Genomic DNA, 25430 nt, shown 5'->3' with positions numbered 1-25430 from the left:
ATTCATAATCGCAGGCGGCAGCCGAGAACAATTCAAAACTCAAAACTCAAAATTCAAAACTCGGATTATGGCCAAACGTTTGCGCGACAGTATAACGTCGCAATATGTAGAGGCGGCAAACCGCCTTAGCTCGCGTCAGGCGCGCCGTCGCATCGTGGCTTATGTCGAGAGCTACGACGACATATTCTTCTGGCGGTCGGTACTCTCGCGTTTTGAGAATTCCGAACGTTACTTCGAGGTGATGCTGCCGTCGCGTCTCGACCACCTGGAACGAGGCAAGAAGGCTGCCATTATGAGCCTTATTGCAGCCGGCGGAGTAGGGCGCGACATGATAGCGTGCGTCGATGCCGACTACGACTACCTCGAACAGGGTGCCAGCGGGTCGTCCAAGACCATCCTCAACAATCCTTACATATTCCATTCTTACGCCTACGCCATCGAGAACATGCAATGTTACGCTCCGTCGCTGCATGCCGTTTGCGTGGCAGTGGCGCTCAACGACCGCCAGTCGTTCGACTTTGAGGCGTTCTTGCGCGACTTCTCCACCGCCATCTTCCCGCTCTTTGTGTGGAATATATGGTCGTATCGCACCGGTGCAACGCCCCGTTTTGCCATAAGCGACTTCCTTCACATCATCGAGATGGGCAACATTTCGCCCGAAAACAGCCAGCAGGCGCTTGTCAGTCTGCGTCGTCGTGTGGGCCACAAGGTTCAGACGCTGCAACGCCAGCACCCCGGTGCGCGCGAGAGTTATGCTGCGGTGAAGGACGATTTGCGTCGGCTCGGCGTGCGTCCCGACATGACCTACATGTACATTCAGGGTCATCATCTGTTCGACAAGATTGTGGTGCCGCTCGTAAGGAAGGTGTGCAATCAGCTGATACGCGAACGTGAGCGCGAGATTTCAGCCCAAAGTGTGCACGCAACACAGCAGCGCAACGAGCTGTCGTGCTACTCGTCGAGCGTCGGTGAGGCTGAATTCGTGTTGCGCCGCAACGTAGGCTATGTGTCGTCGCCGCAATATCAGAGCATAGTGGAAGACCTTCAGCGGTATCTGGAGGAAAAAGAAACTTCAGTTGAGAGTTGAAATAAAAAAAAGGATTTTGCTACGCGGTTGCGTGCAAAATCCTTTTTTATCTCTTTTCGAGTTAGGTGTCCGTACGGATTAAGCGTTGGTTGTGTTAACGCGACGCTCAGCGATGCGAGCCTTCTTACCAGTAAGGTTACGGAGGTAGTAGAGCTTAGCGCGACGTACCTTACCATGCTTGTTAACCTCAATGCTCTCAATGTTGGGTGACTCGATCGGGAAGATACGCTCTACACCAACAGTACCTGACATCTTGCGAACGGTGAAGCGCTTCTTGTCACCGTGGCCAGAAATCTTGATAACTACACCACGATAGAGCTGGATACGCTCCTTTGAACCCTCGATAATTTTGTAAGCGACTGTGATAGTGTCACCTGAACGGAACTCAGGGAACTTCTTGCCGGTTGCAAATGCTTCTTCAGCAACTTTAATTAAATCCATTGTTAATTTGATAATTAAATTTGTTTTATCGTTCTCGCGCAACATAATGGGCAACTCTTCTTCCCGTCATCGGTTACGCCGAAAAGCGGGTGCAAAGTTACGACTTTTTTCGTTAACGCACAAGCATTTACAAGAAAATACAGCCCTAAAAACATATTTTTAGACTTTTAGCAGTCGTGTCATAAAACAATTTTGTATTTTTGCATATACATATGCAGTTCAAAAAAATCATAAACGACTCACTTAAGGTGACACTCTCGCTGCTGCTTGGCGGATTGATACTCTACTGGATGTATCGAGGTTTTGACTTTCGCCAGGTGGAGCGTGTCTTGCTGCACGAAATGAACTGGACGTGGATGTTGCTTTCGTTCCCGTTCGGCATCTTGGCGCAGGCTTTTCGCGGCTGGCGATGGCATCTTACGCTCGAACCTGTAGGCGAACATCCCCGCACATCCACCAGTGTCTACTCCATATTCCTATCGTATGCTGTCAGTCTTGTAGTGCCCCGTATAGGCGAGTTTGCCCGATGCGGAGTGTTGCGCCGTTACGACGGTGTGTCGTTTCCCAAGGCTTTGGGCACGGTAGTGGTAGAGCGTGCCATCGATTCGGCGCTGCTCATGGGCATAGCCGTTGTCACTATGCTGTGCCAGTTCAGCGTTTTCAACACATTCTTCGACCGCACCGGCACCAACATCGGTGCCCTTCTGGCGGGATTTACCACTACTGGCTACATCGTGACAGCCGTTTGCGGGCTGGCTGTATGCCTTCTGGCGTGGTACATTATGCGTAGGTTTGCTATATATAATAAGGTGAAAGCCACGGTGCAAGGCATCTGGCAGGGCATAATGTCGATACGCAATGTGAAGCGTCCCGTGCGCTTCGTCGTCTTCACGCTTGCCATATGGGCGTGTTATTTCCTACATTATTACCTCACGTTTTTCTGTTTCGACTCCACCTCAGGGCTTGGCTTGTCGTGTGCAATGGTTACGTTCATCGTCGGAAGCATTGCCGTCATAGTGCCGACACCCAACGGAGCCGGTCCGTGGCACTTTGCCGTGAAGACGATGCTGCTGCTGTATGGAGTAGGCGATACCGATGCTCTCAACTTCGTGCTCATCGTCCACAGCGTGCAGACGCTGCTTGTGGTGGCGATGGGCGTATGGGCTTGGGCTGCGCTTTCGTTCATGCGCAAGCGGAAAATACAGCAATAGGAATAAAGTATAAACAATAAATACTACTATTTTTTTAATCACTAATAAAAACAATTGTTATGAGTGAAATCAAAAACCTAAACCCCGAATGTATCTGGCGCAACTTTGACGCACTGACACAGGTGCCGCGCCCGTCTGGACATCTTGAAAAAGTACAGCACATGCTGCTTGAGTTTGCCGCTCGTGTAGGCGTTGAGGCATTCAAGGATGCGGCTGGTAATATAGTGATGCGTAAGCCCGCTTCTCCAGGAATGGAAAACCGCAAGGGCATCATTCTGCAGGCTCACATGGACATGGTGCCTCAGAAGAGCAACGAGAGCACACACAACTTCGAGACCGACCCTATCCAGACATACGTAGACGGCGAATGGGTTAAGGCTAAGGGAACCACTCTCGGCGCCGACAACGGTATCGGTGTGGCTGCCATCATGGCCGTTATGGAGGACAAGACCCTCGTTCACGGACCCGTTGAGGGACTCATCACTGCCGACGAGGAGACTGGTATGTTCGGTGCCAACGACCTGCCCGAGGGCGAACTCAACGGTGATATTCTGCTCAATCTAGACTCTGAGACATGGGGCAAGTTCGTTATCGGTTCGGCAGGCGGTGTCGACATCACAGCCACACTCGAATATAAGGAAGTGGAGACCGACAAGGACGACGCTGCCGTCAAGGTTGTTATCAAGGGATTGAAGGGCGGACACTCGGGCTTGGAGATTAACGAGGGACGCGGCAATGCCAACAAGCTCATGGCACGTTTTGTACATGAGGCAATCGCCGAGTACGGAGCACGCCTCGCCACATGGCACGGCGGCAACATGCGCAACGCCATACCGTTCGAGTGCGAGACTGTGCTCACACTGCCGAAGGAGAACGTTGAGGCTCTGAAGGAAGCCGTAGCCGAGTGGTGCACTTTGTTCAACAACGAGTATCGCACCATCGAAGAGAACATACAGTTCTTCGCTGAGGACGTTGAAACGCCCGCAACTGAGGTGCCCGAGGAGATTCAGGACAATCTGCTCGACGCCATCTACGGATGCCACAACGGTGTGCTCCGCATGATTCCGGTGTTCCCGTCGGTAGTGGAGACATCGTCAAACCTCGCCATTATCGACATCAATGGCGGCCACGCTTACTTCAAGCTGCTCGCACGTTCGTCAAGAGAGAGCATGCGCGACTACATTGCCACAACTCTTGAGTCGACATTCTCGATGGCAGGCATGAAGGTTGAGATGAGCGGAGAGTACGGAGGTTGGGACCCCAACACCGACAGCGAGATACTCCACTTGCTCGAAAAGAACTATCGCGAACTGTTCAATGAGGACGCAATCGAGCAGGTTGACCATGCAGGATTGGAATGCTCGGTTATCCTGGGCAAATATCCGCACCTCGACGTGGTTTCGCTCGGTCCTACAATGCGTTCGCCGCACACCACAACAGAGCGTTGCCTCATCTCTACAGTAGCTCCTTTCTGGGAACTGCTCAAGAAGACAATGGCAGAAGCTCCGGTAAAGTAAAGTCATAAGATAGGGCGTGTCAAGACACAATCGGATTCCGAGTGTCTTGTCACGCCCTCTTTTTATCATACAAACCTTTCAAAAAACCATCAAACTATGCGAAAATCATTCATTCCCATTATGTTCGTAGCCGTGGCTGCCATGTTCTCGTGCGGCGGCAAAGGCGAGCAGTCGTCGCTCTCGAACGGATCGGTTTGGCAGAACGGACGTGAGGTGTATGTGGCTGAAGACAGCACGTCATACTGGCATCTTTGGGGCGGAACGCTCCACGAGGGTGGCATGGAGATGAAGCTCATGCAGGACGGCAAGTGGCTCGTACCTGCCATTGCCGACAACCAACCCACCGACAGCGTAGCCGGAACATGGACTCTCGACGGCAACACCATTGTGCTTACAGCCAACGACCGCACGCAGATGCGGCTTGAAGTGATTGACGGATTGCACCTCGCCTCACGCAATGAGATGCAGGCGAAGGCTCTGCCGGCGCTCGACAGCATACAGCAGATAGGCGTGTACCGCCAGCTTGAGGGCGTCTATCGCGACCTCTCGGGCCGCAAATGGATATTCCGTGGCAACACCGTACGCCGCAAGGGTCTCGGCACCGAGGAGAAGTATGGCGTAGGCAAGTCGCTTGACATGAACGACAGCGTCATCTTCACCGACAACATAGCTTACGCTTTCCGCCTTAAAGAAGGCGAAGTGCAGCTCTACAAGGCTGAATATGTCGATACAGCCGACGTATGGAAGTATAAGTTTGATGGCAAACCGCTCGAAACACTTAAGAAGGTTGCAGCAGAATAGTGCAACCGCTGATTTAAAATTCATCCTACATTTCGAGTGACAATAATAGAAATTCAAGTATGTGGATGATTTGCTTATGCTAATAGTAGGAGGCTATGGCGTCCCCGCCATAGCCTGAGCAGTTGGACAATACATTCTTTTAATTTGTTTTCAGCACCGCTGCTTGCTCAGTAGAATGTGTCAAAAGTCTAAGTAGCACGCCCCGAATGGGGCAGAAGCACATAGCCCAGGGCAACGCCCTGAGGTAAAAAGCCGCCTAAACCAAAGCACCCTGCAAGGGCAAAAGCGTTAATAATCAATGCTTTTGCCCTTGCAGGGCGTTTTGGTTTTATCTATCTGTACACCCAAGGCGCTGCCTTGAGCTATGTGCTTATTGGGCTTTCAGCCCATATAATTGAGTTTTGGCTCACCTTACTCCTGTATTTTTGACTTAATTAAAACATTCGTATCACTCCCTATTTCGTATGAACCTTATTTAATTAAACGACAACGACTGATTTCCATTAAAATATCCCTTGAAAATCAGCCATTTACAAAGCTCCGTGAAAAAGGACTCCTTTTGCATTACAAATGTAGCCCTTTTGCCTTCCAAAAGGACTCCTTTTGCCTCCTAAAAGGACCCCTTTTGAAGTGCAAAAGGACTCCTTTTGAAAATCCGGCGGATTTCCCTTCTTCCCACCTATTTATATAAATATTGAACCAAAATTAAATAAATATACATATTTCTTGTGTAAACAACCAAAAAAGTGTACATTTGCAGAGTTTAATTGGTGTATTATTCCGATAAAGGTTTTATTACTAAAGCAATAACTAATAATCAATATTTCATAATGACAAAAAAAATTATCATGGCGTTGGGACTTCTATGTTTGTCCAGCGTTGTATCCTTTGCGCAGAACAAGCGCACCGTATTGAGCGCCACTATTGATGGCTACAAGCGTGACATGGTTTATTTCGACTGTGTACAGAGTCCGTTCATCCGTCAGGAGTTTCACGCCAACCCAGGCGAGGAGCATGTCTATGCGTTTGACACCGACCGCCTTGTAGCGATGATTGTCAACGGACGCACTACCGTGCTGCTCATGCCGGGCGACAGTCTGCATGTCGACATACAGTATCAGGGCAAGCAGGTGAATGAACTGAAGTTCAGCGGCTCGAAGCAGGCAGTTGCCGACAACGAGCTTTACGCTGCTGTTGCCGCCTACAGACGCTCTATACGCTACAAGTTGCAGCTTCTGGCGTGCGTCGTAGTAGACGTCAAGCCTGCCGACCGTATCAATGATTCTAAGAAACTCCTTGACCAGACACGCCAGCTCGTAGCCCAGTCGAAGGGCAAGGTGGCAGCCGACGTGGTGAATTACGTATCAGCCGAGAGCGAAGGACTGGCTTACATCTCGTTCGTAGAATATCCCCCGATGTACGAAGAAACCCGCAAGCTGCCCATCGCCCAGCAGGGTGTAGGCGACTACTGGAAGCTTATGGACGGAACCAAGCTTCGCGGCGACATGGCATCGTTGAGCTGTCCCGACTACTGCTCGTTCCTTCTGCTCAACATGGCTTACACCAAGAGCAAGCAGGCACACGAAAAGGGCGAGACCTATCAGCGTCCCGACAAGATTGAGGACATGTTCGAGCAGCTGGCAGCGTTCTACGACGGAGCGTGCCGCGACGCAGTTTTGTATTCCATTATCACCAATTACATACAGGGAGGCAAGGACATAGAACGTATAGAACCCCTCATCAAGCAGTTTAAGGAGAAGTATTGCGTAGACAAGCGCCATGCTGAAATCATAGATGCTATAATGCAGTAATGCCTCAAAGAATAATTTAATAGATTATATAAAAAGTATCCATGAACAAGAGAGAGTCTTTATTGAAGTGTGGACTGTGCGCCATGCTTTTAAGCGGGGGACTACCCATGCAGATTCTTCCGACCTCTACCGCCACGGCGCAGAATGTGCGCCCGACGGAAGACGGATGGAAAAACGACCCAGTGACATTGCGCATCAGTAATGAGACGTTGGGAAATGTGCTCAGCAAGGTGGCAAAATCGGTGGGAGCCGACCTGGTTTTCCAGGGTGTCACGCTTGTAGGCATCAACGAGTTGACAACACTCAACGTTAAGGACAAGCCGCTCGACAAGGTGATTGGCGAGCTTATAGGCGACCAGAACGTACGCATCCTATATCAAGGCGGCCATCGCGCCATCATCATCTCGCCCTACGAGAAGCAGGAAGACAACGCCCAGTCGTTCGTAATAGGCGGCGTTGTAGTGGGCGGCGACAACCAGCAGCCCCTCATCGGAGCCACCGTATCGGTGACCAACGGCACCAAGGAGAAGGGACGCACGGGATGTATCACCGACGAGAACGGTAAGTTCAGCTTGCGCGTCAACCGCAAGTCGTCAATCAGCATTTCATACCTCGGCTACGAAACCAAATCTATCCAGATACTTCGACCCAACCGTAACATGAACATAAGCCTCGCACCCAACGCAACCAATATGGATGAGGTGGTGGTTACGGGTATCAGTCGCCGCAACAAGAAGAGCTTTACAGGTAATTATGTATCGGTAAAGGGCGACGAGTTGCGCAAAATCAACCCTAACAACATCTTGAAGAGCCTCCAGTTCTACGATCCCAGCTTCAAGGTGAAAGAAAACAATTCTAACGGTTCCGACCCTAACTCACAGCCCGAATTCCAGATGCGCGGCGACCAGTCGCTGGGTTCTACATCGAGCATGAACTCTATGGACCTGCTCCTCGACAACGTGTCGAGCCGACCCAACACTCCGCTCTTCGTGCTCGACGGCTTCATCGTGCCTATGACGCGCATCCTCTCGCTCGATCCGGAGCGCATCGACGAGGTGACAATCCTCAAGGATGCCGCCGCTACAGCCATCTACGGCTCTAAGGCGAGCAACGGCGTCGTCGTAATCTCTACCAAGGTGGCTCCCGACGGAGCGCTCTCGGTCAACTACAACGGTACGATGACTCTTCAGTCGCCCGACCTTACCGACTACAATATGATGAACGCTGCCGAGAAATTGCAGGCAGAATGGATGGCAGGCGTATACGACAAGAACAGCGTGCCAAGCATGAACCGCTACAACTCATTGCGCCGCAACGTGCTGGCAGGTGTCGATTCCTACTGGCTCTCGCAGCCCTTGCGCACAGCAGTTCAGTCGCGCCACTCGCTCACAGCAGCCGGCGGTACCGATATATTCCGCTACAGCCTGGGCGTCAACGCAGGCTTCCAGCCCGGTGTAATGAAGGGTTCGTCTAACAATACCAAGGGCGTTGACTTCACCATGAGCTACCGCAAGCAGCGCGTCACAGTGGGTGCCAACATCAACCTGACCGAGACATCGGGCAACAACTCGCCCTATGGCGACTTCTCGGCATTCAGCCAGGCCAACCCCTACTATCGTATGACCAACGACGACGGCACTTACGACCAGATACTCGACAACTTCACGGCAGCCGGCAGTACTACCGTGACCAACCCGCTGTACAACTCAAACATCGGCATCAAGGACCTGCAGCGCAGCCTGAGCATTGCCAGCAGCCTTAACTTCGAGTATATGATTCTCGACAACCTGCGCCTCACCGAGTCGTTGCAGTACACACGCGGCACCGCACGTACTGAGAAGTTCCTGCCTGCCAACCACACCAGCTTTGCCAACGAGACAGACAAGACGCTGAAGGGTAGCTACAGCAAGAACACGGGTGAGTCTACCTCGTGGTCGAGCAACTTGGGACTGAACTACAACCTCCCAATCAACAAGCACCTCATCAGTATGCTTGCCAACTGGACCGTTAGCGAAGACCGCAACAACTACGTCAACCTCTCAGCCACAGGCTATCCCGACCGCCACATGGACGACTTCATCTTCGGCAACAAGATGTCGACCAATCCGAGCGGATCGGAGTCGCTCTCGCGCTCAATGAGCTTCATCGGACAGGTGTCGTACAGCTACGACAACCGCTATTCGTTCGACTTCAACCTGAGCGAGGAGAACTCGTCGCGCTACGCCAACAACAGTTTCACTCCGTTCTGGTCGACCGGTGTACGCTGGAATGCCTATCGCGAGAAGTGGCTCGAGGGCCGTATCTCCAACCTCGTGTTCCGCGCCACATACGGTATTACGGGCGAACAAAGCTCCAACCCGTACGAGACACTTGAGTTCTATACCTTCACCAACACCATGAAGCCTTACAACTCGTTCGCTTCACTGGGTGCCGTGCTGCAGGGACTCAACAATCCCGACCTCAAATGGGCTAAGACCGACCAGTTCAGTCTGGGCGTAGACATAGGCTTCTGGAAGAACCGCATCAACGCCACATTCAACTATTACAACAACATCACACGTCAGATGATGACACAGTACGACCTGGCTCCGTCTACAGGATTCAGTTCGCAGAACATCAACGCCGGCGAGTTGCAGAACCAGGGATTTGACGTGACATTGAACGTGATTGCCTACCAGAACATACGCAAGCAGCTCTACTGGACCATCAACGCCAATGCCAACCACAACAAGAACAAGATACGCAAGATATCGGCTTATCTGCAGAAGATCAACGAGCGCCAGCTCGCTTCGAAGGGTGCTCCGCTCCCAGTGCTGCAGGAGGGATATTCTACCACCACTCTGTTTACCGTACGCTCGTTGGGCATCGACCCCATCACGGGCAAGGAGGTGTTCCTCACACGCGACGGACAGAAGACATTCGAGTGGAACAGCAACGACAAGGTGCCCGTCGGCGACACCAACCCGAAGCTCAGCGGCACTATCAGCAGCTCGCTCAACTACAAGGACCTCAGCTTCAACGTAGGTTTCACCTATAAGTTCGGCGGCATCGTGTACAACTCTACACTCGTCGACAAGATCGAAAACCGCAACATAGCCTACAACCTCGACCGCCGTGCCATGTCGAGCCGCTGGCAGAAGCCGGGCGACGTGACTTACTTCAAGAAGTTCTCGCTCGATGCCACAGCAAGCCAGACCGAACAGAGCACACGATTCATCATGGACGACGACGAACTGAAGATGTCTACCATGAGCATCGGCTATCGTATGCGCTACGAGAAATTCAACTTCCTGCGCAAGCTGAACATCGACGTGCTGGCTCTGAACTTCACTACCAACGACCTGTTCCGTATCTCGCGTGTCAAGATGGAGCGTGGACTCGACTATCCGTTCGCACGTTCGTACACTCTGTCGTTGTCACTCATTTTCAAATAATATATATAAGGTGTACACTATGAAACTGAAATCATTATATACGGGTGCTCTTGCATTGGCAGTACTGTGTCTGACTTCGTGCTCAGACTGGTTTGACGTGAGCCCTAAGACCAATATCAAGGCGGAACAGCTTTACGAAACTCCCGAAGGTTTTGAGAGTGCTCTTGCCGGTATCTACATACTCCTGACCGACGACGACTGCTACGGTCACGACATGTCGTTTGGACTTATCGACCAGCTGGCACAACTTTACGACCGCATTCCCGACGGAACCACCGACCGCGAAGCTATCTATCAGTATACGCAGGAGTCGCAAGGCTACAGCACCAAGGCGCGCATGGCTGCCATTTGGGAAAAGTCGTACAACGTGATAGCCAATACCAACAACTTCATGAAGTGGCTCAACAAGAACGGACAGCGCGTGCTCAGAAACGAGCAGACACGCAACATGTATTATGGCGAGGCTTATGCCATGCGTGCATTCCTCCACTTCGACCTGCTGCGTGCATGGGGTCCGATGGATTATCAGGCTGGTAAGCAGAATCTGAGCATACCTTATCGTGTGGTGGCCGACAACACCAAGCAGCCACGACTTGCGGCTGAGACCATTGTGGGCAAGATTATCGACGACCTGAAGCAGGCTGAGCAGTATCTCGCTTTTGAGAAGAACACCAGCCTTTCGGGCAACGAGCGCCGCTACAGATTGAACTATTATGCCGTGAAGGCCCTCCAGGCACGTGTATATTGCTATGCCGGCGATGCCGAGAATGCAATAAGCTGCGCCAATGAGGTGATAAACCATTGCGGACTTACGCTCCAGACGTCCAATTCCAACGACCCTGCACAGTTCGACGAGGCCCTCTTTGCCATCTACAAGTATAAGATGAGCGACCGTTTCTCTTCTTACTTCGCCGAAGGTCCCGACTTTACCACTCAGTATTGGATCAGTCTGCAGAACTACAAGCGCATTTTTGAGGCTGAAGGCAACGAGCGCGACGCCGACTTCCGTGCCCGTCGTGGTGCAGGTGTGTATGTTTACGACGGCGTAAGCCGCGTTATCACACGCAAGTATCTCAAGAACGACCAGAGCATCATTCCTCTCGTACGTCTGCCGGAGATGTATTACATCCTATGCGAAATGTCGCCTCTGAGCGATGCTCCGCAATATATTAATAATGTAAGAAGCCATCGCGGCATCTCACGCTCCAACGCCTACAGCAGTTTCGCTAACGATGCGGCTCGCACCGAGGCTCTGAGCAAGGAGTATCGCAAGGAGTTCTATGCCGAGGGCCAGTACTTCTACTTCCTCAAGCATCATGGCATCAGGACTCTCGACTACTCACACGAGGCTAATACCGACGCTATAGTCACCATGAACGAGCAGCGTTATGTGTTCCCATTGCCCGACCGTGAGAAGGAATATGGCTGGACTGATGAAGAATCAAACAACACTTCAAATGATTAATTATGAAATTACGTATCAATAAAACATACATATTGGGACTGATGGCAGTAGGTGCGCTCATGGCTTCTTGCAGTCAGGAAGACCCTACATTGTTTGGTGGTGAGTCGGACGGATACTACTTCAACTACAATTCGGCTGACGACATGACTGCTACCATCAACTTTGCCGACTCTATCGTGACCGATCCGGAGGTGGGATATGTGCCCCTTAAGATCCGATTGCTGGGCCATCTGCCCGAGCAGACTACTTCTATCAAGCTCAAGGCTGAGCCGGTTGAGGGCTATGAAATGCCGCAGGTGACTCTGCCTACAATCGAAGTCAAGGCTGGCGAGTACGACAAGACGGTTGAGGTGAAAGTGGCTCGTCCCACTCAGGAGAATACTACCTATGCCGTGAAGATAACCTTCGAGCAGGCTGACAAGAGCATGAAGGACTTCAACAGCTTCGTAATCTACACCAAGGAGGTATATGAGCGTCCCGACAATTGGACTGACAGATACTACGGCGAGTGGACTGCCGAGAAGTATAAGTTCATTGCCAAGACTCTGAAGAATGCTGCTTTCTATAGCGACGACAGCTATAAGCAGAGCAATCAGTACAATCCGCGTCTGATTTACGCTGTGCGCGATTGGCACAATGCTCATCCTACAGAGGCGATTCCTTATGATATTCCGTTCCTCGACGATACTGAGTTCAGGAGCGAATACCAAAAACCAGATTACTGGGGTGACCTTCAGGACAAGTATTTCGGCAATTATGACGGTTGGAGATTCGGTAAATTTGCATTGAAGTTGGGCTTAACCACTCAGAACGAGTATGAAGTGCTCGGCTCGACTGATGAAGCTGAGTTGCAGAAATCCAACAAGCACGCTGTGCTGTTGATGCTTCAGAATTACAATAATCAGTTTGAACAAGGCTATAGCTATTGGGGATTGAACTCTGCATTCAGCGTTCCGATGGTTGAAGGAGTGGACTATGATGTTGTGGCTCCTGCATTCTGGACCAACAGTCTGACCGGTCCTATGATTAAGAAGTACTACGGCGAATACTCGGAGGCTAAGTATAAGAAGATGCTTCAGATTGCCAGCAGCAGTGTCGATGGCTTCAAACCCTTCCAGTTGTTCCCCGTCAAGCTGATATGGGACGATGCCAGTATGACAAATACGCCGATGTGGGACACTGATGCTAACCTCAACTGGACGTACATGGGTGAGCAGGTGATATACGAATTCTACAAGATATTCAAGCAGAAAGCCCCGAGTCTCTTCCCCGACGGCGTTACTGCTCCTGCGGATGAACCCCAAGAAAAGCAATAACTTCAAAAAACAAAACAGAAGGATTATGAAAAATATAATATATGTAGCCATGAGTGCCCTGCTCCTCACATCGTGCTATGAGGACAAAGGCAACTACGACTACCGCTTCGACAGCATGAATCAGGTCGACATAAGCAATGTCAGCTATCAGCCTGAGGCTTACGAAGGCGTGTCGGGAAAGGTTATTGAGGTGCAATTGCCCCTTACCGAAGACAAAGTGCAGCGTGTGGAGGCAAAGCTCTCGCAGACTTTGTCCGACAACTACGACAATCTCGACTTCACATGGTATACTGCCTACACCGCCACCAAGCGCGACCCTATGACCGGACGTGAGGTGACGGAGACCGTGCGCGACACGCTGCGCACCAACGGCTATGTCGACCTCAACTTCCCTGCCAACACCGACCGCAACTACTCGGTGATAATGGAGGTGAAGGACCGCTCTACCGACCTCGACTATTATGCCAAACTGAACGTCAAGACCCGTCTGCTCTTCAAGAACAGTCTCTTCTTCCTGCATCAGAAGGATGGCGAGACTTTCCTCGGCAACGTAGAGAAGATTGGTACAATGCTCGAAAGCCGTAGCAATGCTTACAAGACTGCCAAGCCAACTATCACCGACAACCCGTTTGCCGATGCCGTTAAGTTGGGCTATACGTCATATCCTTATCCTGAGGTGAATGGTCTTATGGTGTTCCGTTCTAACGGACGTGGCAACACCTACAATGTGTTCAAGGCTTTGGATACTTACAACGTACCCCTTGTACCTGCGGTTTCATCATCGTTTGTGGCAAGCCGTGTGATTAATGTGGGCAACATTGCGAACTTAAACGTAAACAAGTGCTTGCTCTCACGTGACGGACAATTCTATATTGGTAAGAATTTACCGTACTATACCGTGCCTGGTGAGGATGCCAAGGAGTCGTTGCGCCCCGGTGACTATAGTGTTACGGCAGCTACAGTGACAAGCGAATACTTCTTGTTGTGGGATGCCAAGAACAATCGCTTTATCTATCAGTCGAACAGCGATGATTATGGATGGAATCTCAATGATATTGTACAGAACTCACCTCGTAGTAAACAACCTGTGCTTGATGCCAAAGTAGACTTCAGTTCGCTCGGAACTTTGTCACCGGTTGGCAAGACTGCTGTGTATGGTTTTATAGCTTCGCACAACGAGTTCTTCCCCGATGCCAAGCCGCAGTTCATCTTCAAGGATGCCGACAACAACTTCTATCTCTACGAACTTACCCCCGTTGACGCTGGAGGCAAGAGCCGTGGCGGTGATGCAGGAGCATCGGAGAGCGCATTCACCATCACTGGCAAGAAGCTCCCCGATTTCCATCCGGGCTCTAATCTGGCAAGCATCACGTACAATCCGTGGTTCTCTACCAACTATATCTTCTACGCCAAGGACGACAATGTGATACGTCACAACCTCTCTAACGGCGATGAGCAGGTGGTATATACAGCTCCTGCGGGCTATACCGTTAGCGTAATCAAGTTCCGCACGGAGGATGCTGAGAGTAACAGTACGATGAGTTCAAACCTCGGCGACCTTGGTTTGTATCTCAGCATCGGTATGAACAAGGAATCCAACGGAGCCGTTGCTGAAATCAAACTTACTCCGGCGGCTGATGTCGACGAATCGTTCAGCCTTTTCTGTGATAAGGATTCAGAGGGCAATGCTTTCGGTCGTATCCTTGATTTGCAGTTTGCACACGTTTATCCATATAGTAAAGATAGCAATTAATGTTACGTAATATTTCATTGGCACTGCTCGTTTGGGCGGGCAGTGCCTTCACCGCACAGGCTCAAAGCGACGTTGTCGTGAGCGGAAAGATTGAGGGTGTCAAGCAGGGACAGCTCCTGCTTGTGGCACAAGTGGGCGAAAACCGTATGGATACACTCGGTGTAGCCGATTTCAAAGCGCCTAAGTTCCAGCTTAAGGCGAAAGTAAAGGAGCCTGTTATGGCACAGATTGTAGTGCGAGGCTATAGCGGCGGATTCAACTTCATTGCCGAACCCAACGCCAAGTACGACGCTTTTCTGTGCGACGGAGATGCCGCTTATATTAAAGGTGGAAAACTTCAGGACGAGTGGATGGCTTTCTCTAAGCGCTCGGCCGAACTTCATGCCGAGTCGAAAGCTATGCAGGCGCGTTACGACGCATTGCGTGCTGCCAACAAATTCCGCAGCGCCAGCGCCACAAACGACTCCTTGCGCACGCTAAACGACAACATCAACGCCGAAACTCAGGCTTTCCTGAAGCAGCACGACGACGTTATAGCTGCCTATACCTACAACGCCAACGCGCTGATGGCTGAACTCAACCTCGCCGACACGCGTAGATTGTACGACTCTATGGGCGAAGGTGCAAAGAATTCGCCCAGCGGCCGCATCATGCTCGAACGCATTCAGCGTATGGAGAAGGTGACTCAGGGACGCAAAGCACCCGACTTTACTCTGCCAGACCTCAATGGCAACTTGGTGACTCTAAGCAAAGTGAACGCCAAGGTGAAGATTGTCGACTTCTGGGCTTCGTGGTGTGGACCCTGCCGATTGAACAATCCGTCGCTGAAGCGTATGTATGAGCAGTATCACGACAAAGGATTGGAGATTGTAAGCGTGTCGCTCGACAATGTCAAGGAGCGTTGGCTGAAGGCTGTCAAGCAGGATGGTCTGCCCTGGATCAACGTCAGTTCGCTCAAGGGATGGCAGTGTGAGGTGGCTCGTACTTACGATGTCAAGGCGGTGCCAGCCATATATATCCTCGACGAAGAAAACCATATCATCACCACAAACATCCGTGGTGAGTCGCTCGCGAACTTCCTTCAGGAACGACTCAAGTAATGATGTATATTCTAAAAACCAAATTTAAAACATAAAATGAAAACCAGAATCTTTTTATTTGCATTGGTTTGCATGGGTATTATGCCAAGTATGGCACAGACAGCACGCCGCTTCACCATCGACGGTGAGCTGACACGCGACTCGCTGCGTTATACTCCGCAGGCGATAAAGAAAGTGTATTTGAAGCATATCGTTAACGGTCAGGAAGTTATGATGGACTCGGCTGTGGTGAAGAACCGCTGCTTCCACTTCGAAGGAACGGCTCCTAAGGACGTTGAGGCTGCAATTATCACAGGCTTCGACAATGGTTCGGCACAGCTGCTTCTTGAACCCGGCAACATCAAGTTCAAGCCTTTCGACGGCAATTTCCCCGTTGGTGCCAAGGCTTACGGAACCAAGAACAACGACATCTTTGTAGGTTATGCCATGCTGCACAGCAAGAATGCCGACGATGCTAAGGTGAATATCGAGAAGCTTCGCGCCTCTTTGCCTGACAGCATTACCAATGACGACCGCAAGTATATGCCTTATCACGGAGCCATATTCAATGCCAACGGCGTGTATTACAAGGCTGATGTGATGGATTATTACCTCAAGCACATCGACAGCGAGGCAAGTCTCTTCATCCTGAAGTACGACCTCTACTATATGTTCAAGCCGAAGTATCTGCACGATGTGTTTATGGCTGCACTGCCCGAGCGCCTGCACAGCCATCCCATCTATAAGGAACTGAAGAACCAGTTGCTCTCAAGCGACATGGTGGAAGGCAGTCCGGCACCCGACTTCACTGCTCTTACAGTCAACGGAAAGTCGCTGTCGTTGTCGCAACTGAAGGGAAAGTACGTCTTCTTAGACGTCTGGGCATCGTGGTGTGCGCCTTGTCGTCGTGAGATACCATTCATCAAGAAGGCACTGGCTGAGGCTAAAAACAAGGACAACTTCAAAGTGTTGAGCTACTCAATCGACAGCAAACGCAGCGATTGGACCAACTGTATTGCCAAGAATCAGATGTCTGACAAGAACTGGATACACGTGTCTACGCTGAAGGCATGGTCGTCTGACATCATACGTCTGTACAATGTGCGTGGCGTTCCTCATACAGTTCTCATCGATCCGGCTGGAAATGTAGTGAAGTTCAACCTTCGTGGCGAGGAACTTGTTAATACTGTGAAGGACATTCTGAGCAAGCCTTTCAAGCCAGCAAAGTCAAATGCTAAGACTGCAACGGCTGCTTCGGCTGTAAAGATGGCTCCTTTCAAGGCTTCGTCGGCTGCCGACCAGAAGCTATACGACGAGTATGAGGCCCTCTGCAAGCGTAAGGATATGTCGAAGATAGCCAAGCTTGAGGCTCAGGTGCGCTTCGTTCTCGACCACAACACTTCGCCCGTGGCTCCGTATATTATGGAACGCGACTTCCTCAACATTCTCGACAAGTCGTACAATCAGAGCTTCTCTAACGCTTTGTCGCCCGTATTGAAGAACAATGCTTATGCCAAGTCATACTGCGACAAGGTTGCTGAGTTGCTGGGTGAGGAAGAAGAGTAAGAAGTAGGAATTACGAATTAGGAATTAGGAGTTGTTCTAATTCTGAATTAGGAATTAGGAATTAGGAGTTGTCTAATTCAATAAAAAAAGTTGAATGTTGAAAAATTGAGAGTTTAGAGTTATGATTACCAGTTATAATCATTTGATTATCGTCTTATGCTATAAAGCATGTCATAACTCTAAACTCTCAACTTTCAACTCTCAACTAAGTAAATTTATTTCTTGTGTCGGTTTGCACGTTGCTCGCGATATTTCGCCTTTTGACGTGCCGAACCGCTACCATGGGCTCCGGTGATGTATTTCTTCTTCTTAGCCTTGGTCTTCACCTTGCCGTCGTCGTCGTTGTTTCGGTTGGATGCACCGCCACGACCCCAGGAGATTCCGCCCCCGGCAATGATTGCGTCTATATCGTCGCCTTTGCTCATAATCGTTTGTTTGTATTTAAATTAAAATCAATGATGGAACAGGCGGACACCTGTGAATGCCATTGTGATGCCGTACTTGTCGCAAGTATCGATAACATTGTCGTCGCGTACGGAGCCACCTGCCTGTGCAATATACTCCACACCGCTCTTGTGAGCGCGTTCGATGTTGTCGCCGAACGGGAAGAAAGCGTCTGAGCCGAGGGCTACGCCACGGTTCTGGGCAATCCATGCCTTCTTCTCCTCCATGGTCAATACCTCAGGCTTTTCCTTAAAGAACATCTGCCAGGTGCCGTCGCGCAGAACGTCGTCGTGGTCCTCCGAGATGTAAACATCGATAGTATTGTCGCGGTCGGCACGACGAATGCCGTCTACAAACGGAAGGTTCATCACCTTCGGGTGCTGGCGCAGCCACCAGATGTCGGCCTTGTTGCCAGCCAGACGAGTACAGTGGATACGGCTCTGCTGTCCTGCACCGATGCCAATGGCCTGTCCGTCCTTTACATAACATACCGAGTTAGACTGTGTATACTTCAGAGTGATGAGCGAGATGATAAGGTCGCGAATAGCTTCGGGTGTGAAGTTCTTGGCCTTGGTAGGAATATTCTCGAAGAGAGCCGGGTCGTCGAGTTTCACCTCATTGCGTCCCTGCTCGAATGTCACGCCATATACCTGCTTGTGCTCGATAGGAGCCGGAGTGTAGTTGGGGTCAATCTTAATCACATTGTATGTACCCTTGCGCTTTGCCTTGAGTATTTCGAGAGCCTCGGGAGTGAAGTCGGGGGCGATAACGCCGTCGCTCACCTCACGCTTGATGAGAGTTGCTGTGGCAGCGTCGCAAGTGTCGCTCAGCGCAACGAAGTCGCCATAAGAGCTCATACGGTCGGCTCCACGGGCACGAGCATAAGCGCAGGCTATCGGCGAGAGCTCAATCTTAACGTCATCGACAAAGTAAATCTTCTTAAGGGTGTCGCTCAGCGGCAGGCCTACGGCTGCTCCGGCAGGTGAAACGTGCTTGAACGAAGCTGCGGCGGGCAGTTCTGTAGCGGCTTTCAGCTCCTTCACGAGCTGCCATGAGTTCAGAGCGTCGAGGAAGTTGATGTAACCGGGACGGCCGTTGAGTACTTCGATAGGGAGTTCGCCTTCTTCCATATATATGCGCGAAGGCTTTTGGTTCGGATTGCATCCGTACTTGAGTGCTAATTCTTTCATACAGTGAATATAAGAATGAAAAATATGGATGCAAAATTACGATTTTTCCACTAAAAAGCGGTACATTTCCATTAAAAAGCAGTACATTTGCGTCAAAATATTACATGTTAGGATGTTATGAGCATTAATTACGCACTGAAGAAACTGTTTGACACCGTCGAGCATGAGTTAGAGCGCATTCCTCAGAAGGTGCGCGCCCTCGACAAGTTGCGTCTGTACATCACCGGAAAGGAGAAGCCCTCGCGTGAAACTCTCGACCGTATTTCGCTGCTCGTAGGTTTTCAGGACTGGGATTCGTTTAAGGAAGCTCTTCACGGAAAGACCGATGGACAGGAGAATTATGAAGATTAGTACACACTGTATTGCTATGCCAAAAACTATCTTAAATAATTATTTATGAACAAATCGACATTATTGTTAGGCTTATGCCTTGCGCTTGCCCCAATGGCTGGCGCCCAGACACTGAACAAGCAGGGCGGCATCTCGTCGCAGACATTGCAGAAAATCGTTAAAGCTCAGGAATCTGCGCCTGTCAACAAGGCCCTTTTCAACGCTTTGGCAGCAAATAAGATTGACGACTTGGCAAAGAACTTCGCCAATAAAGGATTGTTCGACTCGCACTTCAGCGTCGAAACTCCCAAGCAGTCGATACACAATCAGAAGAGTTCGGGCCGCTGCTGGATGTTCTCAAGCTTCAATGTGCTGCGTGCCGACTTCGCTCGCCGTCATGCCGATTCGTTGCGTGTAGACTTCTCGCACGACTATCTCTTCTTCTACGACCAGCTTGAGAAGGCCAACCTGATGCTTCAGGGAGTGCTCGACAATGCCAAGAAGCCCATCGACGACCCACGTCTGCAGTTCTTCTTCAGAAGTCCGCTCAACGACGGAGGTACATTCTGCGGTGTAGCCGACCTCGCTCCGAAGTACGGACTCGTCCCTATGTCGGCACAGCCTGAGACATATACAGCCGAGAATACATCGAAATTGCGCTCGCTGCTTTCTTCAAAGCTGCGCGAGTATGGCCTCGAACTGTATCGTATGGCATCCGCCGGCAAGAAGCAGCAGGCCATTGCCGAGCGCAAAACCGAGATGCTCTCGACCATCTATCGCATGCTTTCCATCGCATTGGGCGAACCTGTTAAGGAATTCACATACCAGTTCCGCGACAAGAACGGACGTGCTGTAGGCGCGCCGCGCCGCTTCACTCCCAAGTCGTTCTACGACGAAGTGGTAGGCAATCCCATAAAGGGCACATTCATTATGGTGATGAACGACCCGCGCCGTCCTTATCACAAGACATACGAAGTGGAATACGACCGCCACGTTTATGACGGAACCAACTGGAAGTATCTCAACCTTCCGATGGACGAAATTGCCAAGTTGGCAATCGCTTCGCTCAAAGACGGCAAGAAGATGTATTCATCTTACGACGTAGGCAAGCAGTTTGACCGTGAGCGCGGATTCTCCGACACCGAGAACTACGACTATGCGTCGCTCTTCTCTACCACATTCCCTATGAACAAGGCCGACCGCATCGCCACATTCGATTCGGGTTCTACCCACGCCATGACCCTCACCGCTGTCGATCTCGACAACGATGGCAACCCAATCAAGTGGAAGGTGGAGAACAGCTGGGGCGCAACCAACGGCCACCAGGGTTGTATCATCATGACCAACCGCTGGTTTAACGAGTACATGTTCCGTCTTGTAGTAGACAAGAAGTACGTGCCTGAGACATTGCTCAAGGAGTTTGAGCAGAAGCCGTTGATGGTTACGCCTGAGGATCCGCTCTTCAGCGATGACATGTAATATTCTGTACCTTATTAATATATATAAGAGGCTATGGCAAATGTGCCGTAGCCTCTTTTCTTTTTATGTGCGCATTGAGTGCAAACATATCCCGATATAGCACAAAAAAATGACGAGATATTAGAATCTCGTCATTACTTCAACAACAAACTTATCCTTCTCTGATGTGTGCGGTAAGCCACCGTTCTTGTAGAAATATTTCTCATAGTTGAATCGGATGTCGCTCACGAATGGCTTCTTGAGGCTCAGCGTAACGCCGCCTGTGAGTCGTGAGCGTTGCGAATCGTTGACGATGAGCGTTCCGTCCTTGTCCGCCTTGCCGTTGAGATAGCGTGTCCCGTCGCTGTGGTCGCTCATGTAGTCGTAGCGCAGCAGCGGAGTGACATAGCGTACGAGACCCTTGCCCGTGGGGATGTCGTAGCTTACGAACGAGTCGAAGGCATGAACTGGCTTGAAGGCATCGTGAGCGTAGTGCTTGTACAGATACTCCGCCTCTACGTGCCAACCCTTTGCGTGCCAGTAAGCGCCCGCATCGTACATCATAACATTGACGTGGTCAGGCTTTATCTTCTGTGTGCTCAGCGTCAGATTGAATCCGCCCGGCAGGAACATCTGCGCCTTGGCAGAGAAGTTGACGCTTTTGGTCCAGAAGTCTTTCTGATTGGTAAGTCCCGAGCCGTTGAACATTCCAGCTTCCAGTATAATGGGTATTCCGGCATTGAACGAATAACCCAGTGCTGCACCCACGTCGCGCACATTGCCCACTTGTTTGGCAATGAACGAGCGGTTGGCGAAGTATTGTTGATGCGGCGAGCGGTGGGCGTCGATGGTGAACGGCACACGCATCTGTCCGATGGTGAACTGCAATCCTTGCACAGGCTTCAGTCGGGTGTAAGCATCGAGCATCTTTATCTTGCCTTCGTCGCAAAGGTCAATCTCAGCCTTATAAGATATGACAGGCGACAGGCTGCCGTCGACGCTGATACGGGCATTGCGCACCTCAAAACGTCCTTCGCCCTCGCTGGTCTGGTATTCGTATTTGGAGCGTATCGTACCATGTATATTTACAGGCGTAGCCTTTTCGGTTTCGCTCTTTTCGGTAGTTGTCGTCTGTTGTGCTGAGGCTGTAGCTGCGGCAAGGCACAGCAGAGCCGATGTAATTGCTGTTTTCATCTTATGCTATGTATTGTTTTTACGTCGGCAAAATTACATATAGCTTGTTTTCGAGGCGTGTCGAATGTGTTACGATTGTGTTACAGGCAGAAATAAGGGCCAGACAAAATGACTGAAACTTGTGTAACACTATTGTAATACTATCGTAATCTGCGCGTCATTGTTTTTATATTTATATCCACTAATTTTGCAGCACGATAACATTTATAGCAGTACGCTAACATTTATATATAATGAAAGAGAAGAAGAAGGAATTATTGGGTGCGCTTAAGAAGCGGCTTGATGGTAATGATGTAGTTGAAAATCAGGTCATAAAACTTGCATTGAAGAAACTGGACGGTGCGCGCGACGACGGATGGGGAGTGTTCTACTCTAAGAGTGGCCGCCGTCTGGTAGCTGCCAAGAAGACCATTGAGGGAGCCTATGCCGTCAAGGACGACACCCAGGAGATATGCGACAACGCCTTTTGGGGTTGTGCCTATCTGCGCAGCGTAGCCATGCCAGCCACAGTGACACGCATTGGCGACGAGGCTTTCGCCCGTTGTCTGTCGCTCGAATCGGTATGTCTGCCTTCATCTGTAGAAGAAATGGGCAAGAATCCTTTTGTAGGTCTTGACAGCAAGGTGGTCAACTGCCAGTCGGCAGCATTTGCCGTCGATGCCAAGATACTTTATAATGCCGACCGCACCCGTCTCATCTCGTGCATGACCGATGCTTCGATGATTATCGTTCCGAAGACCGTCACCACCATAGGCAGCCTTGCCTTCACGCGCCGCAGCAAGTTGAAGAAGGTGCAACTGCCCGACGGACTCGACCGCATTGGCCGTGATGCCTTCAGCGAATGCGATGCTCTCGAAGAGATCGTTATCCCTGCTTCGGTCATGACAATCGACCCTTACGCCTTCGCCAGTTGCGACCGCCTACGCAAAGTTACCTTCCTCGGCACTCCGAAGCGTCTGGCACGCACGGCATTCAGCGATTGCGACAATCTGCTTTCGGTTATTGTGCCCGACGGTGAGCAGAAAGCGTTCCGCAAGCTGCTGCATGTCACCGAAGATAGTGACATGCTGGTGTTGGGAAAAGAATAAGCCCCACCCCCAGCCCCTCCCCCGTAGGGAGGGGAGCGGTATGCTTTACAACTCACAACTTTGTAACAGATATAATAAAACTTTAATTCCCTATTTTCAATCCCCACGTTACATTTCACTCCCCTCCCTGCGGGGGAGGGGCCGGGGGTAGGGCTTTTAGTCTTATATTATAATATGAAAAAGCAAACAACCTACATAGATCGCGACGTGAGTTGGATGTACTTCAACCACCGCATTCTGCAAGAAGCCGAGAAGCAGCAGGTGCCCCTGCTCGAGCGTCTTTCGTTTCTTGGTATCTACAGCAACAATCTTGATGAGTTCTTCCGTGTGCGTGTAGCCTCGCTCAATCGCTTGGCTGACAGCGAAAGCCTGCCCGACAAGCGCCGCAAGGAGTTCAAGCGCACGCTCAAGACCATCAACCGGCTCAACGAGGAGTATTCGTCTGAATACACTAAGGTGATAAAGAGCGTGTTCACAGAACTTGAGGAGCACCACATCCGACTGCTCAAGGAGACCCAGCTCAACGACGAGCAGAAGCAATTTCTCAAGCGTCTGTACTACGACAAGCTCAACGGCTCGACCAATCCCATCTGGCTCTCAGCCATTGACGACCTCAACACGCTTGAGGACAACCGCATATATCTCGTCGTAAAGAAGACCCACACCGACTCGGAACGTAAGGTGAAGTATGCTGTCATCAAGGTTCCCGACCGCATGTACGGCCGCTTCATACGCCTGCCGCAGAGCGACGGCTACGACAACATCATGTATCTCGACGACGTCATACGCTTCTGTCTGCCGCTGATATTCATCGGCACCAAGCCGTCGGTGTACGAAGCCTACTCCTTTAAGTTCACCAAGGATGCCGAAATGGAGGTGGACAACGATGCCGACTACGGTGCTATGGAGAAGATTGCGCTCGGTGTCAACTCGCGAAAGCGTGGCGAACCAATCCGCGTGATATACGACAAGGACATGCCACGCGACATGCAGAAGCGTGTTTTCGACCGTCTTAACGTGCGCGAACTTGACACTTCGCTCGCAGGCGGACGCTATCAGAACCATCGCGACCTCATGTCGTTCCCCGACTGCGGCCACAACGAACTGAAATACGAGAAGTGGCAGCCCGTGATGAAGCCCGAATTCCTCGCCGAGGAGTCGCTCTTCGAGCAGATACGCAAGAAAGACCGCTTCATACACGTTCCCTACAACTCGTTCGACGCCTACATCCGTCTGCTGCGCGAGGCTGCCCTGCGTCCCAGCGTCAAGGAGATAAAGACCACACTCTATCGTCTTGCCAAGGACTCGAAGGTGGTGAAGGCGCTCATCTGTGCCGCCCGCAACGGCAAGAAGGTCACGGCTGTGGTCGAACTGATGGCACGATTTGACGAGGAGAGCAACATCAAGTGGAGCAAGCGAATGCAGGAAGAGGGCGTCAACGTAATCTTCGGTGTCGAAGGACTCAAGATTCACAGCAAACTGCTGTACATCAACACCACCAAGGGCGATATAGCCTGCGTGGGCACAGGCAACTTCCACGAGGGCAACGCACGCGTATATACCGACTATCTGATGATGACTGCCCGCCAGGGCATCGTGAGCGAGGTGGCCAAGGTGTTCGACTTCATCGACCGTCCGTTCTCACCGATGCGCTTCCGCGAACTGCTCGTATCGCCAAACTCTATGAAATCTCGCATACTGCGACTCTTCGACAACGAGATAAAGAACGCACAGGAGGGTCGTCCGGCTTGGGTCAAGATAAAGATAAACCACATAACCGACCCCGACGTGGTCAACAAGATGTACGCCGCATCGCGTGCCGGAGTGCGCATCGACGCCCTTGTACGCGGCAACTGCTCGCTCGTGCCGGGCATAGAGGGTGTGAGCGACAACATGCGCGTCGTCGGAATCATCGACCGTTATCTCGAACATTCACGCATACTGATATTCTGCAACAACGACAAGCCACGCTACTTCATTGGTTCAGCCGACTGGATGCCGCGCAATCTAGTCAACCGTATCGAGGTGCTCACACCCGTCTACGACGACGAAATGAAGCGCGACCTCATGCGAACCGTCGACTACGGACTGCGCGACACTACCAACGGACGCATCGTTGACGGTCGGGGCACCAATGAGATACAGCCCGTGAACGAAGGCGTAGGGCCGTTCAGCTCGCAGGAAGAATTACATAAAGCTTACAGCCCCACCCCCTGATTTATCTCTGCATGGAAAAGTCCCACCC

Annotated in this window: 19 protein-coding genes; 15 read left to right on the top strand and 4 right to left on the bottom strand. The window is 51.0% G+C overall.

The annotated features are described in order from the left end of the window. Positions 1 to 67: 67 nt before the first annotated feature. Positions 68 to 1087 (top strand): DUF4435 domain-containing protein, encoded by a 1020-nt coding sequence (locus I6E49_RS10955; protein WP_235402316.1) that lies wholly within the window; start codon positions 68 to 70, stop codon positions 1085 to 1087. A gap of 78 nt (positions 1088 to 1165) precedes the next feature. On the opposite strand, the gene rplS is transcribed toward I6E49_RS10955, so the two are convergent. Then, positions 1166 to 1528, bottom strand: coding sequence for a 50S ribosomal protein L19 (gene rplS / locus I6E49_RS10950; RefSeq protein WP_235402315.1), 363 nt, complete (start codon positions 1526 to 1528; stop codon positions 1166 to 1168). Between the two features lie 212 nt (positions 1529 to 1740). Here rplS and I6E49_RS10945 point away from each other — a divergent pair, with 212 nt between their 5' ends. The 10 genes from I6E49_RS10945 (at position 1741) to I6E49_RS10900 (ending at position 17481) form a co-directional block, all read left to right on the top strand. Then, positions 1741 to 2739: a lysylphosphatidylglycerol synthase transmembrane domain-containing protein gene (locus I6E49_RS10945; RefSeq protein ID WP_235402314.1), complete on the top strand. Its 999-nt coding sequence runs from the start codon at positions 1741 to 1743 to the stop codon at positions 2737 to 2739. Positions 2740 to 2798: 59 nt separating this feature from the next. After that, on the top strand, positions 2799 to 4256 hold the full coding sequence (locus tag I6E49_RS10940) for an aminoacyl-histidine dipeptidase (RefSeq protein WP_235402313.1): 1458 nt from the start codon (positions 2799 to 2801) through the stop codon (positions 4254 to 4256). 96 nt (positions 4257 to 4352) lie between these two features. Beyond that, on the top strand, positions 4353 to 5057 hold the full coding sequence (locus tag I6E49_RS10935) for a hypothetical protein (RefSeq protein WP_235402312.1): 705 nt from the start codon (positions 4353 to 4355) through the stop codon (positions 5055 to 5057). Positions 5058 to 5887: 830 nt separating this feature from the next. Then, complete coding sequence (locus I6E49_RS10930) at positions 5888 to 6868, top strand: hypothetical protein (RefSeq protein WP_235402311.1); 981 nt, start codon at positions 5888 to 5890, stop codon at positions 6866 to 6868. A gap of 41 nt (positions 6869 to 6909) precedes the next feature. Further along, positions 6910 to 10302: a SusC/RagA family TonB-linked outer membrane protein gene (locus tag I6E49_RS10925; protein ID WP_235402310.1), complete on the top strand. Its 3393-nt coding sequence runs from the start codon at positions 6910 to 6912 to the stop codon at positions 10300 to 10302. Between the two features lie 19 nt (positions 10303 to 10321). Beyond that, positions 10322 to 11767: a RagB/SusD family nutrient uptake outer membrane protein gene (locus I6E49_RS10920; RefSeq protein ID WP_235402308.1), complete on the top strand. Its 1446-nt coding sequence runs from the start codon at positions 10322 to 10324 to the stop codon at positions 11765 to 11767. A gap of 2 nt (positions 11768 to 11769) precedes the next feature. Beyond that, a complete protein-coding gene (locus I6E49_RS10915; RefSeq protein ID WP_235402307.1) occupies positions 11770 to 13083 on the top strand; it encodes a hypothetical protein in 1314 nt (437 codons plus the stop codon). Between the two features lie 25 nt (positions 13084 to 13108). After that, entirely contained in the window at positions 13109 to 14836 is a 1728-nt protein-coding gene (locus I6E49_RS10910) for a PKD-like family lipoprotein (protein ID WP_235402306.1), read from the top strand. Further along, entirely contained in the window at positions 14836 to 15936 is a 1101-nt protein-coding gene (locus I6E49_RS10905) for a TlpA disulfide reductase family protein (protein ID WP_235402305.1), read from the top strand. Before I6E49_RS10910 ends, I6E49_RS10905 begins: the two co-directional genes overlap by 1 nt. Positions 15937 to 16026: 90 nt before the next feature. Continuing rightward, a complete protein-coding gene (locus tag I6E49_RS10900) occupies positions 16027 to 17481 on the top strand; it encodes a TlpA disulfide reductase family protein (RefSeq protein WP_235402304.1) in 1455 nt (484 codons plus the stop codon). Positions 17482 to 17696: 215 nt separating this feature from the next. Here I6E49_RS10900 and I6E49_RS10895 read toward each other — a convergent pair whose 3' ends face one another. Both I6E49_RS10895 and I6E49_RS10890 read right to left on the bottom strand, forming a co-directional pair. Further along, positions 17697 to 17906: a hypothetical protein gene (locus I6E49_RS10895; RefSeq protein WP_235402303.1), complete on the bottom strand. Its 210-nt coding sequence runs from the start codon at positions 17904 to 17906 to the stop codon at positions 17697 to 17699. Positions 17907 to 17933: 27 nt separating this feature from the next. Continuing rightward, positions 17934 to 19115: a phosphoribosylaminoimidazolecarboxamide formyltransferase gene (locus I6E49_RS10890; protein ID WP_235402301.1), complete on the bottom strand. Its 1182-nt coding sequence runs from the start codon at positions 19113 to 19115 to the stop codon at positions 17934 to 17936. Positions 19116 to 19232: 117 nt separating this feature from the next. Between I6E49_RS10890 and I6E49_RS10885 the strand changes: the two genes are divergently transcribed. Next, complete coding sequence (locus tag I6E49_RS10885; RefSeq protein WP_235402299.1) at positions 19233 to 19466, top strand: hypothetical protein; 234 nt, start codon at positions 19233 to 19235, stop codon at positions 19464 to 19466. Positions 19467 to 19511: 45 nt separating this feature from the next. After that, positions 19512 to 20924, top strand: a complete 1413-nt coding sequence (locus I6E49_RS10880) for a C1 family peptidase (RefSeq protein ID WP_235402298.1) — start codon at positions 19512 to 19514, stop codon at positions 20922 to 20924. A gap of 120 nt (positions 20925 to 21044) precedes the next feature. On the opposite strand, the gene I6E49_RS10875 is transcribed toward I6E49_RS10880, so the two are convergent. Next, positions 21045 to 22097, bottom strand: a complete 1053-nt coding sequence (locus I6E49_RS10875) for a porin (protein WP_235402297.1) — start codon at positions 22095 to 22097, stop codon at positions 21045 to 21047. Between the two features lie 233 nt (positions 22098 to 22330). Here I6E49_RS10875 and I6E49_RS10870 point away from each other — a divergent pair, with 233 nt between their 5' ends. After that, positions 22331 to 23185: a leucine-rich repeat domain-containing protein gene (locus I6E49_RS10870; protein WP_235402296.1), complete on the top strand. Its 855-nt coding sequence runs from the start codon at positions 22331 to 22333 to the stop codon at positions 23183 to 23185. Positions 23186 to 23359: 174 nt separating this feature from the next. Then, entirely contained in the window at positions 23360 to 25402 is a 2043-nt protein-coding gene (locus tag I6E49_RS10865) for an RNA degradosome polyphosphate kinase (RefSeq protein WP_235402295.1), read from the top strand. Positions 25403 to 25430: the final 28 nt, after the last annotated feature.

It is taken from the genome of Leyella stercorea, assembly GCF_021531655.1.
The sequence above is the reverse complement of the archived record's forward strand: the minus strand, read 5'-3'. Positions and strand labels throughout refer to the sequence as shown.